Raw genomic sequence first — 12,285 nt, forward strand, 5'->3', positions numbered from 1 at the left:
TCGACGTCATCGTCGCCGAAGACATGGATCGCGTCTTCCGCAGTCAGGCGGACTACCACAATGCACGGCGCCGGCTGGACTTCCTAGGTATCGGCCTTCACACCGCAGGCGGCGAGGTCGGCGAACTGGACGGCGCCCTGCGCGCCATGATGGGCGAGCACTATCTAAAAAATCTGGCGCTGCATACGCGCCGCGGAATGGCCGGCATTGTGCGCGAGGGCCGTCACGCCGGCGGCCGGGCGTACGGTTATCGGCCCATCATGGGCAAGCCCGGTGAACTGGAAATCGTCGACGACGAAGCTGAAGTCATTCGTCGCATCTTCACCGACTACGTCGCCGGCGAGACGCCGAACGCGATCGCGTTGGAGTTGAACGCCGAGAAGGTCAAGCCGCCGCGTGGATCGTTTTGGCGATCGTCGACACTTGTCGGCAGCAAGGCCCGAGGTCACGGCATCTTGCAAAACGAAGTCTATGCCGGCCGGATCGTCTGGAACCGGGTCCGCATGATGAAGGACCCGGAGACGGGTAAGCGCATCAGCCGGCCGAACCCGGAGAAAGAGTGGCAGCGCGCCGACGCGCCACATCTTCGGATCGTCGCTGAAGACATGTTCAATGCCGCGCAGGCGCGCAGGGAAGCGCGTACCCGCGAAGCCCCCAAGGGCGCACGCAAGCTCAAATATCTTCTGTCCGGCTTGCTGCGCTGTGGCGCTTGCGGTGCTGGGATGCAAATCAAGGATCGCGATCTGGGGCGCATCCGCATTCAATGCGTCGGCGCCAAGCATGGCGCCGGCTGCGACAATGGACGGGCCTATTATCTGGATAGGATCGAACGTGCGGTCGTCGAAGGCCTAAAGACGCAGATCGGTTCAAGGGAAGCCATCGCCTACTTCGTGAAGGTCTTCAACGAGGAGCAGCGCCGACAGTCAGCCGGGGCCGCGGCGGCCCGGGCGAAGCTGGAAGTCCGGCTTGCCGACGCCCAGCGGGGCGTCGACCGGCTTGTCGACGCGATCGCCGATGGTGTCATCACGAAGGAAGAAGCCGGCCAGCGTATGCCGGCGCTGCGGGCGGCCTTGGAGACTGCAAAGGCCGCTCTCGCCGCCTCTGAGGAACCGCCGAAGGTCGTCACCATGCATCCGAAGGTCGTCGACCAGTATCTTCGTGATCTGGATCGGTTGGATCAGTTGATCGCCGGCGACCTTGCGGAAGGTGACGACGGGCTGGCAAAGGCCCTGCGAGAGATCGTCACGCAAGTATCTGTGATGCCGGCGCCGGCGCGACAGGCGCCGGAAATTAAGATCGAAGGGTATCTGGAAACACTTCTCAAACAGACGTTCGAGGATCGTTCCGTTTCCGGGGGTCAGCATGGTAGCGGGGGAGGGACTCGAACCCCCGACCCCAGGATTATGATTCCCGTGCTCTAACCAGCTGAGCTACCCCGCCATGGGCTCGCAATCGGCGGCCGGTGAGCCGCGGGTGCGAACGCGCGGCATATAAAGAGTGGCATGCGCGCCTGTCAAGCAAACCCGGACGGGGCAGCAACTTATTGCAGACAGAGGCTATTTCGGCCTCACCGATGGGTCGCCGCCGGGGCTGCCGGGCGGTGGAATCACCGGCGTGTTGCCGCCTTGCGGGGTCGGCGCACGCATTTCGGGATCGACCCCGGCCGGCGGGCACAACACCCCGTCGGATTTGGCGAGCTTGTCGCCCAGCGGCTGTCTGCTCTGCCCGGTGGTGGTTCCTTCCGGAACCACGGCACCAGGATGCGAAGGCTGCTGCGGTGCGCAATTTGCGGCGGTGCGCGAGGGCGCCGGTGGCGCGGTCTGGGCCGGCGGTGTGGCGGGCGTCGGCGGCGCCTGCGCCACGGCCACAGCGGGCGCCATCATCAGCACACAGGATAAAGCGAGTGTTCGATTGATCCTCATGACGAGAAAACCGTGACGGCGCGCCGATGTTCCCCGTCAAAATCGCCGCAAGCTCACGATTTGCGGAAGCGGATCAACGAGAAATGCCCCATCGGCGGCATCGGGCGGCGCTCCGCAAGGCTGACCCCGCCATGCTTCGCCGCCCAATTGGTCAGCCGCTCCCACGGAAACTCCGGACGCCAGCCGAGCCGCCGCGCCAGCGGCGCGAAGGCGAGCTCGAAGACGCGGCGCAGGCCGCTTTCGGCGCCGATGTGATTGACCAGGATCAGTTCGCCGCCGGGCTTCAGGACGCGGATGAAATCGTCGAGCGTCGCCTCGGGATCCGGCACCGCGGTGATGACATATTGCGCGACCACCGCGTCGAAGAACGCATCCGGAAATGCGAGGTTCTTGGCGTCCATCACCGCCAGCGCCTCGACATTGCTGAGGCCCTGCGCGCGCACGCGCTTGAGCGCCCGCCGCAGCATCGGCTCGGAAATATCGACGCCGCATAGTTTCGTGGTGCGCTTGTATTCCGAGAGCGAGAGCCCGGTGCCGACACCGACGTCGAGCACGCGGCCGCCGATCCGGTCGGCTTCCGCGATCGTCGACTGACGGCCCTGATCGAACACCTTGCCGAACACCAGATCGTAGATCGGCGCCCAGCGGCCATACGCCTTTTCGACCCCTTCGCGGTCGATGTCCCCAGCCATTCCCCTGCCCCGACGTTTCTTCTGTCTATCCGCGAACCGCTTCCGCCATCGCATCTTGCGTCGCGGCGCGTATTGCGCGGCTTGCGCTTGCACTCCTGATGAAGCCGCCGCCGAGCACACGCGCCTGCCCGGAGGCTGCGTCGTAGAACACGCAGGCTTGGCCGGGCGACACGCCCTCCTCGCCGGCGACGAGCTCGACCTCATAGCCGCCATCGGCGGCGCGCAACCACGCCGGCTGCGGCGCGCGCGTCGAACGCACCCGGACATAGATCTCGATGCCCTCGCCGATCACGCGATCCAGCGCGCCGTCGCCGATCCAGTTGACGTCGCGCAGCGCGATCCGGTCCATCCGCAGCGCCTCGCGCGGCCCGACCACGACGCGGCGCGTCGCCGCATCGAGCTTGACCACATAGAGCGGGCTGCCGGAGGCAATGCCAAGCCCCTTGCGCTGGCCGACGGTGAAATGGACGATGCCCTGGTGCTGGCCGATCACATGACCGTGGAGATCGACGATGTCGCCCGGCGCGATCGCATTCGGCTTCAGCCGTCCGATGATGTCGGTGTAGCGGCCGGTCGGCACGAAACAGATGTCCTGGCTGTCCTGCTTGTCGGCGACCTCGAGATCGAAGCGGCGCGCCAGCTCGCGGGTCTGCGGCTTGGTCATGTCGCCGAGCGGGAAGCGCAGGAAGTCGAGCTGCTCGCGCGTGGTCGCGAACAGGAAATAGCTCTGGTCGCGATCGGCATCCGCGGCACAGACCAGCGAGCGCGATCCGTCGGCAAGCCGCCGCGAGGCGACATAGTGGCCGGTAGCAAGCGCCTGCGCGCCGAGCTCGCGCGCGGTCGCGAGCAGATCGCGAAACTTGACCGAACGGTTGCACTCGATGCACGGCACCGGCGTCTCGCCGAGCGCGTAGCTGTCGGCGAAATTGTCGATCACCGATTGCTTGAAGCGGCTTTCGTAATCGAGCACGTAATGCGGGATGCCGATCCGCTCGGCGACATTGCGCGCATCGTGGATGTCGCGGCCGGCGCAGCAGGCGCCCTTGCGATGGGTCGCAGCGCCGTGGTCGTAGAGCTGCAGCGTGATCCCGACCACGTCATAACCCTGCGACTTCAACAGCGCAGCCGTCACCGACGAGTCGACGCCGCCGGACATGGCAACGACGATCCGTGTATCTTCAGGGCGGCCTTCGAGATCCAGACTGTTGAGCATCTTTAAGCGGTCATTGATCACTGTCGCGGCGAGCTTATGCGCTCTGCGACGATATTGGAAAAAGCCTTTTGTCCAGAGAGCCTTAGAACACATCCAAGGCCGGTTCGGTCGGTTCGGACGCGTTGGAGGCCACCTTTAATATAGGCCGTATTCCGGTGAGGCAATCCGGCGGAAGCTCTGCCGTGCCGCGCGTGGACGGCAAATCTTGCCGCCGGGCAAAAAGGAGACCCGCCGGGAACCCGCTCCAGCCGACCAAGGAAGCCGTAACCTACTGAAATAACTCATTATTTACTGCCATCCCTGGTTGGCCCACTCCTTGCTGACAAAACGGCGGAAGTCTCATTTGCGAGGGTTGGCAGTGGTCAGCGTCACGTCGGAAGCATTGGCAGGCCGGTCTTTTCAGGGCGCGACGCAGCGGTCGTCGCGGCCCGATCCCGCTTCGCAGGCGGGGAACGACGGCTTTGCCGCGCTGGTCGACAGCAACGCTGCGTCCGCAAACGACAGCCGCTACGACTCCCAGCCGGCACCCTCGCGGCGGTCCGACGATCCGCCCTCGACGACCGACGCGCGCCCCCGCGACACCAGCGCGGGCCCCGACCGGACGTCGCGGGATTCCGGCAGTTCGCGGGACGACAACAAGGTCGACAGCGACGCGCCGTCCAAGACCAAGTCGAAATCGAAATCGGACGACTCGAAATCGAGTTCCGATGCAAAATCGACCGGCGACAAGCCGGACGCGACGCAGGCCGCTGCGCAGCAGGATCCCGGTGCGGCAACCGTGAATGCCGTGATTGCTCCCGTTGCCGCGACACCGGCGACTGCCCCGACACCGGCGGCCACCGCGCCGTCCGACCAGCCGGCCGCACCGCTCGCGATCGCGGCTGCGGCGATCGCGGCAAGCTCGGCCATCGCCGGCACCGGCGCAACTGGCGGCAGCGGCGCGCCTGCCGGCGCCGACACCGCAGCGGCGGCGGCCACCACGGCGAACGCCGACAAGGTCGCCAAGGCGGCCGGCGTCAAGACCGACGCGCAAATCATCACCCCCGGCGATGCGGCAACGGCTTCGGGCGCCGCGACAGCGACTGGCGATGCGACATTCGCCGCCACGGTTGCCGCCGGAACGCCCGCCACCAAGACCACAATGCAGGCCAAGACACAGGTCACCGCGAAGGACGCGACGGCGACGATGCCGGCCGACCAGGACGGCGCCGCGGCAGGCAGCGCCAACACCGCGCAGGCTGCTCCGACCAACATCGTTCCCGCCGCCGCGCAGCCGGCCGCCGTTGCCGGCAAGGCGAAGGCCGCCACCGACGGTGCGGCCGATGCCATCAAGGCCGACGCGGGCGGCGACGGCAATGCCGCGCCGACTCCGGCGGCCGGCGGCCACGCGGCCGCGCAGACCCAGCTCACGCCCCCCGATCCCGGCGCGCAGGCGGCGAACGCACTGCAGCCCCAACCCGCGACCACCCAGACGACGCCGTCCGCGACCGCACAATTGACCGTGACCAACGCCGCGCAAAGCGCCGCCGTGCCGCTCAGCGGGCTTGCGATGCAGATCGCCGCCTCCGCCAAGAGCGGCAAGAGTCGCTTCGAGATCCGGCTCGACCCCGCCGAGCTCGGCCGCATCGATGTCCGCATCGATGTCGATCGCAACGGCCAGGTCACTTCGCATCTCACCGTCGAACGCCCGGAAACGCTGTCGATGCTGCGCCAGGACGCCAACCAGCTGCAGCGCGCGCTCGACAATGCCGGCCTCTCGACCGGCAATGGCGGATTGCAGTTCAGCCTGCGCGACCAGTCGCAATCGGGCCAGAACAACAATGGCCAGCCCAATCCGAACCCCCATCGTTTGATCGTCACCGAGGAGGACAGCGTTCCCGCCGCAGCGGCGGGTCGCTCCTACGGCCGCGCAACCGGCGCCCTCGGCGGCGTCGATATCAGAGTGTAAGGAGTTCACCATGGCAGTCGATGCAACCATGCCGACGCCCGTCGTCTCGGCACCGGGCACCAGCAACGGAACGAACTCTGGAAGCAGCAGCGGCAGCGGCCTGACGACCTCGTCGCAGGGCATCGCCGACAATTTCCAGACCTTTCTGACGCTGCTGACCACGCAGTTGCAGAACCAGAACCCGCTCGACCCGCTCGACACCAACCAGTTCACCCAGCAACTGGTGCAGTTCGCCGGCGTCGAACAGCAGCTGAAATCCAACGATCAGCTGAAGTCGCTGATCGAGATCGAGAAGAGCGCGCAGTCGACCCAGGCGCTGGTCTATGTCGGCAACACGGTCGCGGTCGACGGCAGCAAGACGCAGTTCGACAAATCCGCGACCTGGAATCTGGTGTCCCCGCAAGCCACCAGCGCCACCATCACGATCACCAGCTCGACCGGCCAGACTGCCTATTCCGGCAATTTCAGCCTGAAGCAGGGCAATGCCAGCTTCGTCTGGGACGGCAAGGGCAATGACGGCACGCAATGGCCGGCCGGCACCTACACGCTGACCGCGACCGGCAAGGATTCCAAGGGCAACCCGATCGCCATCTCGACCGAGGTGCAGGGTGTCGTCGATTCCGTCGACCTGACCGCCTCCCCGCCGCTGCTCTCGATCGGCGGGCAAACCTACACCACCGACAAGATCAAGCGCGTGGTGCGCGGGGCGACTGGCTCGAGCTAGCCAAGACCTGCCTAGCCAAGACCTGCCTAGCCAAGACCTGCGTGCGCGCTGGGTGCGCGCGTTGCCGGTTGCTAGCGTGACGCATACACACATGTCGTCCTGGCGAGAAAGCCAGGACTATAACCACCGTATCCGGTGATGAACGGGATGGCGGCCCCAGCGTCGTGCAACCACTGAGATTCGGGGTAATGGGTCCTGGCTTTTCGCCGGGACGACGAGGATGGTTCTCGATTCAAGCTTGCCCGTCGGGGTGTTTTGCCGCCCCCTTCCCGTCCTTCTCCGGTGCGCGACTGCGCCCCTGATCGCATCACTTCCGGACGCCATCCTCCGCCTGCCGCCTCCAAGGTCGGCGCCCGCCCAAAGACTGACACCGCTCACGGCGAGCGAGGGTTCCATGCTATAGCCATGTCACTTGGCTGCTTGCTGTGGGGCTCGACCATGCCGATCAATCGCTTGCTGAAGACGGGCGAATACACGCCGGAGCAAATCGATCTCTTCAACAGGGCGTTCAGCCTGGCGCTGCATTCGATGGGTCTGGTTGATCGCAACGATCCGCTTTGCGAGATCGTGGCCCGCAAGGTCATCGAGATCGGCAAGACCGGGGCCCTCGACGCGAAGGGGATCGCGCAAGCCGCTGTGGCCAGCATCGGTCTCTGACCGCGGCCGACGCAGTCGATGGCCGCTGACCGAACGGCGCTTGCCCTCTAGAGGCGTTCCGGCTGAGCGGAGGCCGCCACCCTTCCTGGCGGCCCGCCGTCACAGCAGCCTCACTCGACTTCCTGCACGACCGTACGGGTGTCGGGATCGACCAGCATCACGCGCTGGCCGGTATAGACATAGCGATATCTAGTGAGCGACGGGCCCCAATCGGCAGGCACCGCTTCAAGCTCGACCTCGCGCGGAACAGGCGAGCCGACGACGATCCTCTCCCGCGTCTCGACGGGACGGATCTTGTGTTCGGTCACATAGCTGTGGATTCGCGTACGGTACTGCGGCTCGATCTGCACGGTGGCGGCATGTCCGGCACCGGTCGTGCCGACAATCGTGCTCTGGGCGAAAGCGCCCGTCGACGCCAATACGGCGGCAACAGAAATCAGGACCAGCTTTTTCATAACGTCCTCCTCACCGCTCCATGCGGCGTTTCGAGAACCTTGGCAGGATGGCAATGTTCCTAACGGAGGATCCCGATCAATCGCGCGGCACGCCCCCCGGGCCAAGGCGTTCATCCGGGAATGGTCGTCTTGTTCGGCTGGTCCAGTGTTGGCGCGTCCGGACTTTCGCTCTCCGCATTCAGCTCGACCTCGGCCGCGCGCCAGAATTCCTTGTCCCTGCCGTCGGGCTTTCCGGCCTTCTCCCAGAGCTGCCGCGCGTAATTCCGGATTTGCTGTTCGCTGGCCATGTCATTCCTCGGGAATCCCGAGCTCCTTGCGAACCGTCACGGCGGAGTCACCGACCTTCTCGACGGCTTTACGCAGCTGTTCGCGCGACACGCCGAGGACGTGCGTCCAGCATCTCACCTGACGCAGATCGTGCATGTTGATCTTCGATCGATCGAACTGCTCTTTCCTGGTCAGGCGCTTCGTCACCGGACTTCTCGCGTCAGCCGCTCGGCCCGAGCTTCGGCCGTTGCTGGCGATCCAATCTTCCGGACAGTTATTTGTTCCTTCTCCGGATGGGTGGGGCTGTCACTCCTCGGAGGAACATTATTCGCGAGCGATACTTCAGTCGTGAGAGATGAACAAAGGTGAGCCATGACAAGCATTGCTGACAGGATCGGCGGACGGGTCAAGCACCTCATCGCCGAGATCATCAACGATAGCGGGCTTGCCGAGGAAGGCACGCAGCGGATCAAGAAGGCCGAGACCGCGCCGCTGGCGAAGCCGTTCGGCAATTTGGACAAGCTGACCTAGATGCCCAGATACTTCTTCCATCTCGCGGGCGACATCCCCGCACATGACGTCCTCGGTCACGACTGTGCCGACGACAAGGATGCCAAGGATCACGGCAGCTTCATCGCGCACCGGATCGGGACTGAAAAGCCGGAGATGGTTCGCGACGGTAATTTCATCTCGGTTCGCGATGAGGGCGATCGCGAACTCTTCCGGATCCCCTTGGCTTCGACGAGCGTCTGACGGACGGTCATTCTCAGCTCGGCTCGCTTCCCGCAGACCGACGCCGCCGGCCGATGTCCGGCATCCCTTCGCCGGCCCGCCGCATGGTGCTCTCAAGGACGCGGCCGAGACAGGGCAGGCCTGCCGTTCAATAGGAACAAACGGCGACGAGCGTGGTTCGGACCTACACCAGGGTTTGAAACACAATTGCACAAATGAAACGCCGCAATCGCTTCAAGCAAACCACGACACTCGCATACCGCCTCATTCAGCTGGAAGAGGCGGCCCGCGCAAGGGCCTCGCACCTGCCTCCCGGCTCCGAGCGGGAACGACTTCTCAAGAAGGCCCGTGAGGCCGAGCGCGCCGTTCAGATCGAACAATGGCTCGCCACTCCGGGAGCAGAGCCGCCGCCGTAGCGCTTCGATTCACATAAGATGGTTCGATTCACATAAGCTAATGCGCACAGCCCCGAGAGGCGCTCGACAGCCGCTGGCCTCAACCCAACTCGCCCTTCGCCCGGAGCGGTCGCCCAGGCGGCATCTCGCGCACATGCCGATCAGGGCGTTCGGCTCAGTGAGAGCCCTTTCGTGCGAGCCGGACACCGCGTGGCGAATCGCCGAAACGGGTTCGGAACAGACGGTTGAAATACGAAACATCCGAGAAACCGACCTCGAGCGCGATGTCGGAAATTCGCCGACGGCCGACACCAGGCTCGGTGAGCAATTTGATCGCCAGCTGGAGCCGCAATTCATTCAAGCGCTCCGTGAACGAGGGTCCTGATGAGGCCATCAGGCGCTGCAGATAGCGCGACGAGATGCCCTGGCCACGCGCAACCGTCTGAACGCTGAGCCCGGGCTTCTGAAAGTGCGTGGCGATGTAGTCGAGCACGGCACGGTGCCGCGCAGCGACGACAGCGCTCGCGCTGCTCTCGCCCAGTGCAGGACACTCGTCGATTGCGAGCGCGACGAGATCGTGGATATGGGTCACGACCGTATCGCGAAGCTTCGGTGTGCTCAGCGCTTTCGTTCTAAGCACCGATTTCAGATATGAGGTGAACAATCGGAATGCTTCTGTCCGGTGCAGAATCGGCCGCATGACCAGGCTTTCGACGTCGGTCACGCGCTGCGCAAGCGCCTCGCGCGGCACGGCCAGACCGAATTGCGAGCCGTCGATATAGGTGACGCTGGCGGGCTCGGAATGCAGAATTGCGATCGCATTGCCGGCGCGAAGGTCGGCTTCCTGGCCGCGCTGCGATAGCTGACTGTTGCCCGGAGAGCAGAAAATGACGCCGATGGAGTCATCGCCATCGGCGAGGTTCGCTCGCATACGCCTGAAGCGCATCGACGTGCCTTTCAGCGCCAGCATGCGCAAACCCTGAACTGCTCGCAGCGACGCATCGGCCTGGAAGGAAGACTCCGATAGAGACTCGATATCGGCGTGCACGATGCAGCGGCCAAAGTGCTCGCGCCATAGCGGGATACGAATGCGCTCCGGAAGGTCGCGCGTCGAAAATCGATACGATGCAAAATTGGCTGCGTCCGTCGGCATGGGGACCTCCAGCCTTCACAAAACACACCAGAATGAAATGCTGCGGCACACCACAGTCAGTATCTGCATTTTGCGATTCACGCACCGGCCTTCGCCTGACCGGTGCGCATCAGTCCAAGAAGCTACGCTATCGGTCTGCTAGTGTCATTCGCCTATGATTGATGGTGATGTGAACTGGTTCACTTGGTGATTTGAATATTACGTGTATAATGCTCGTGAAAATCGCGGCGAAATTTCCCCTTTAAGAAGACGCAGTCGCGATCGCTCTATTTATAATTGCTGCCATCGGATTCGTTTCGGACATTCCGGGCAGCGTGCAAGCGCAAATCAGTGTCATGCCCCTGTACGCGGTCTCCTGGCTAAGGCGCCATGCGCAGGTCATTCAATAGAACGACTGATCGATTTTGGTTGCGTCGGACTGCCTGCGGCACTGTCGGTTATCGCCGCCGGTTGAAATGGTCGAAATCTGTCACGTGGGAAAGTCAACCTAGTGATCAAGAAGGCGTTCGATCATGTCCACCATATTCGACATGCTTTATCATGAGTACTGTCGTGCCCGCCTCGCCGAAATGCGAAAGCAGCATTTGTTGCCGGCCATCGGCGACGCCGCGCAGGCGGCGCCGTCAGAGGATAGCGATCCACCCGGCCCCCGTGATTGCGGCTGGCCGGCGGAAGCGCCGCCAACCCTCGGGTAGCTGGAGCGCACCATCATACAGGTTGGCCGGAGGCTAGTCCGGCACGCGCACGCCTCGGAGCATCCGAGCCTCTCATCGACCCATGTCCGATGAGGCCGCGCGGGCACGCCGGACAGATCGATAGATGCACGATCGAACCCGCAGCTCGAAGCGATTGCTCGGCGAGACTCCGCCGGAGTTCAGATCGACCGGTCGCGACCCGCGCATCGATGTCTGTCGCGGGATCGCGTTGTGGTGGATCTTTCTCGATCACATTCCAGACAACGTCGGAAGCTGGCTGACCCTGCGCAACTACGGCTTCTGCGATGCCGCCGAAATATTCATGTTCATCTCGGGCGTCACCTGCGCACTGGCCTACGGCAGGGCGCGTCAGCGCGACGGCTGGCGCGGCATGATCGGCCGCTCGCTGCGGCGGGGATGGGATATCTATGCCGCCTTTCTGCTGCTGACGCTCGCCTGCGCGATCCTCGTCTACCTCGCGGGCAGCGATCGTCTCGCCGACGACAGCAATACGCGGGTTCTGTTCGAACGTCCGGGCGCAGCGCTTGCGCACGCCGCGGTCCTGCAATTCCACCCCGTCAATACCGACGTCCTTCCGGTCTTTGTGATCTGCCACGTGTTGTTCGCACCGCTGCTGTGGCTGCTGCTGCGCGCGCCCAACCTGGCGCTTGGCCTTTCGCTGTCGCTTTATGTGCTGGTGCATGTCTTCGGCTGGAACATTCCCGCCTGGCCCGACGGCGTCTGGTTCTTCAACCCGCTGGCCTGGCAGCTTCCGGTCGTGCTGGGCGCATGGTACGTCATCGAGGGAAGGACCATCCGGGGATGGGTGACGTCGCGCCCCGCGCTTGTTCTGTCCGCGCTCTATCTTGCGTTCGGCCTGGTCGTTGCGCTCGGCCACGGCATCATGCCGCCGCTGCTGCCGCAGGCTCTGACGGATCTGCTGCTTCCAATGGACAAGTCGAATCTGAGTCCGTTGCGGCTGCTGCATTTTCTGACGCTTGCAATCCTGGCGTCATGGCTCGTCCCCGCGGGCTGGCGAGGACTGTCGACGCCGATGCTGCGCAGCGCGAGGCGTTGTGGCGAGAATTCGCTGCCGATCTATTGTCTCGGCGTCCTGCTGGCGCTCGCCAGCCAATGCGACCTGTTCGACATCTCGAACCGGCTCTCGATGCAGATCGGGCTCAGTCTTGCCGGTGTCGTTGCGATGGCCGTGGTCGCGACGCTGCTGAACACGCTCGGCACCAAGCGCGCGCGGCCGCTGGATGGCGACACCGCCGGACATGACCTTGTGCCGCACGCCGGCGATCGCGGCAGTCTCGACGGTCATGGCGCGCATATCCTGTAAAGCGCGCCGACCGGTCTGACGCTAGGCGGCCCCGGCAGCGCCTATACGTCCCCACGGCGATTTCGTCACGGTGCGCGGGAGAAGCGG

Annotated in this window: 15 protein-coding genes, 1 tRNA gene and 1 pseudogene; 9 read left to right on the forward strand and 8 right to left on the reverse strand. The window is 64.3% G+C overall.

All coding sequences use genetic code 11. From position 1 onward, the window contains the following. Positions 1-260 precede the first annotated feature (260 nt). A pseudogene (locus E2I15_RS39865) lies at positions 261-839 on the forward strand (recombinase family protein); the annotation flags it as partial. 524 nt (positions 840-1,363) lie between these two features. Here E2I15_RS39865 and E2I15_RS21345 read toward each other — a convergent pair. The 4 genes from E2I15_RS21345 to mnmA form a co-directional block, all read right to left on the reverse strand. Continuing rightward, a tRNA-Met gene (locus E2I15_RS21345) sits at positions 1,364-1,440 on the reverse strand. A gap of 116 nt (positions 1,441-1,556) precedes the next feature. After that, the gene (locus E2I15_RS21350) at positions 1,557-1,922 is read right to left on the reverse strand and encodes a hypothetical protein (protein ID WP_170991811.1); all 366 of its coding nucleotides are present in this window, start codon (positions 1,920-1,922) and stop codon (positions 1,557-1,559) included. 53 nt (positions 1,923-1,975) lie between these two features. Beyond that, the gene (locus tag E2I15_RS21355; RefSeq protein WP_137483590.1) at positions 1,976-2,614 is read right to left on the reverse strand and encodes a class I SAM-dependent methyltransferase; all 639 of its coding nucleotides are present in this window, start codon (positions 2,612-2,614) and stop codon (positions 1,976-1,978) included. A gap of 25 nt (positions 2,615-2,639) precedes the next feature. Then, entirely contained in the window at positions 2,640-3,827 is a 1,188-nt protein-coding gene (gene mnmA / locus E2I15_RS21360; protein ID WP_137483591.1) for a tRNA 2-thiouridine(34) synthase MnmA, read from the reverse strand. Between the two features lie 358 nt (positions 3,828-4,185). On the opposite strand from mnmA, the gene E2I15_RS21365 reads away from it, so the two are divergent. The 3 genes from E2I15_RS21365 to E2I15_RS21375 all read left to right on the forward strand — a co-directional run bounded on the left by E2I15_RS21365 (position 4,186) and on the right by E2I15_RS21375 (position 7,156). After that, positions 4,186-5,775: a flagellar hook-length control protein FliK gene (locus tag E2I15_RS21365; protein WP_137483624.1), complete on the forward strand. Its 1,590-nt coding sequence runs from the start codon at positions 4,186-4,188 to the stop codon at positions 5,773-5,775. Positions 5,776-5,785: 10 nt separating this feature from the next. Then, a complete protein-coding gene (locus E2I15_RS21370; protein ID WP_069276532.1) occupies positions 5,786-6,499 on the forward strand; it encodes a flagellar hook assembly protein FlgD in 714 nt (237 codons plus the stop codon). 438 nt (positions 6,500-6,937) lie between these two features. After that, the gene (locus E2I15_RS21375) at positions 6,938-7,156 is read left to right on the forward strand and encodes a hypothetical protein (RefSeq protein WP_137483592.1); all 219 of its coding nucleotides are present in this window, start codon (positions 6,938-6,940) and stop codon (positions 7,154-7,156) included. 110 nt (positions 7,157-7,266) lie between these two features. Here E2I15_RS21375 and E2I15_RS21380 read toward each other — a convergent pair whose 3' ends face one another. The 3 genes from E2I15_RS21380 to E2I15_RS21390 all read right to left on the reverse strand — a co-directional run bounded on the left by E2I15_RS21380 (position 7,267) and on the right by E2I15_RS21390 (position 8,085). Next, positions 7,267-7,611 (reverse strand): DUF1236 domain-containing protein, encoded by a 345-nt coding sequence (locus tag E2I15_RS21380; protein ID WP_028333446.1) that lies wholly within the window; start codon positions 7,609-7,611, stop codon positions 7,267-7,269. Positions 7,612-7,721: 110 nt separating this feature from the next. Continuing rightward, positions 7,722-7,898 carry a DUF2934 domain-containing protein gene (locus E2I15_RS21385; RefSeq protein ID WP_137483593.1) on the reverse strand — a complete coding sequence of 59 codons (177 nt, stop codon included), beginning with the start codon at positions 7,896-7,898 and terminating at the stop codon, positions 7,722-7,724. Position 7,899: 1 nt separating this feature from the next. Then, a complete protein-coding gene (locus tag E2I15_RS21390) occupies positions 7,900-8,085 on the reverse strand; it encodes a DUF3606 domain-containing protein (protein WP_137483594.1) in 186 nt (61 codons plus the stop codon). Between the two features lie 165 nt (positions 8,086-8,250). Between E2I15_RS21390 and E2I15_RS38800 the strand changes: the two genes are divergently transcribed. The 3 genes from E2I15_RS38800 to E2I15_RS21400 all read left to right on the forward strand — a co-directional run bounded on the left by E2I15_RS38800 (position 8,251) and on the right by E2I15_RS21400 (position 9,026). Next, complete coding sequence (locus tag E2I15_RS38800; RefSeq protein WP_170991812.1) at positions 8,251-8,409, forward strand: hypothetical protein; 159 nt, start codon at positions 8,251-8,253, stop codon at positions 8,407-8,409. Further along, a complete protein-coding gene (locus tag E2I15_RS21395) occupies positions 8,410-8,631 on the forward strand; it encodes a DUF6894 family protein (RefSeq protein ID WP_137483595.1) in 222 nt (73 codons plus the stop codon). It abuts the gene before it with no gap. Between the two features lie 194 nt (positions 8,632-8,825). Beyond that, the gene (locus E2I15_RS21400; protein ID WP_137483596.1) at positions 8,826-9,026 is read left to right on the forward strand and encodes a hypothetical protein; all 201 of its coding nucleotides are present in this window, start codon (positions 8,826-8,828) and stop codon (positions 9,024-9,026) included. A 154-nt stretch (positions 9,027-9,180) separates the two neighbouring features. Here E2I15_RS21400 and E2I15_RS21405 read toward each other — a convergent pair whose 3' ends face one another. Continuing rightward, positions 9,181-10,158 carry a helix-turn-helix domain-containing protein gene (locus E2I15_RS21405; RefSeq protein ID WP_137483597.1) on the reverse strand — a complete coding sequence of 326 codons (978 nt, stop codon included), beginning with the start codon at positions 10,156-10,158 and terminating at the stop codon, positions 9,181-9,183. A gap of 512 nt (positions 10,159-10,670) precedes the next feature. Between E2I15_RS21405 and E2I15_RS21410 the strand changes: the two genes are divergently transcribed. Together E2I15_RS21410 and E2I15_RS21415 are read left to right on the forward strand one after the other, a co-directional pair. Further along, a complete protein-coding gene (locus tag E2I15_RS21410; protein WP_100213813.1) occupies positions 10,671-10,853 on the forward strand; it encodes a hypothetical protein in 183 nt (60 codons plus the stop codon). Between the two features lie 124 nt (positions 10,854-10,977). Next, positions 10,978-12,198 carry an OpgC domain-containing protein gene (locus E2I15_RS21415; RefSeq protein ID WP_137483598.1) on the forward strand — a complete coding sequence of 407 codons (1,221 nt, stop codon included), beginning with the start codon at positions 10,978-10,980 and terminating at the stop codon, positions 12,196-12,198. The last annotated feature ends 87 nt before the right edge of the window (positions 12,199-12,285 follow it).

The organism is Bradyrhizobium sp. BR2003 (genome assembly GCF_009720285.1).
Taxonomy (GTDB): Bacteria; Pseudomonadota; Alphaproteobacteria; order Rhizobiales; family Xanthobacteraceae; genus Bradyrhizobium; species Bradyrhizobium elkanii.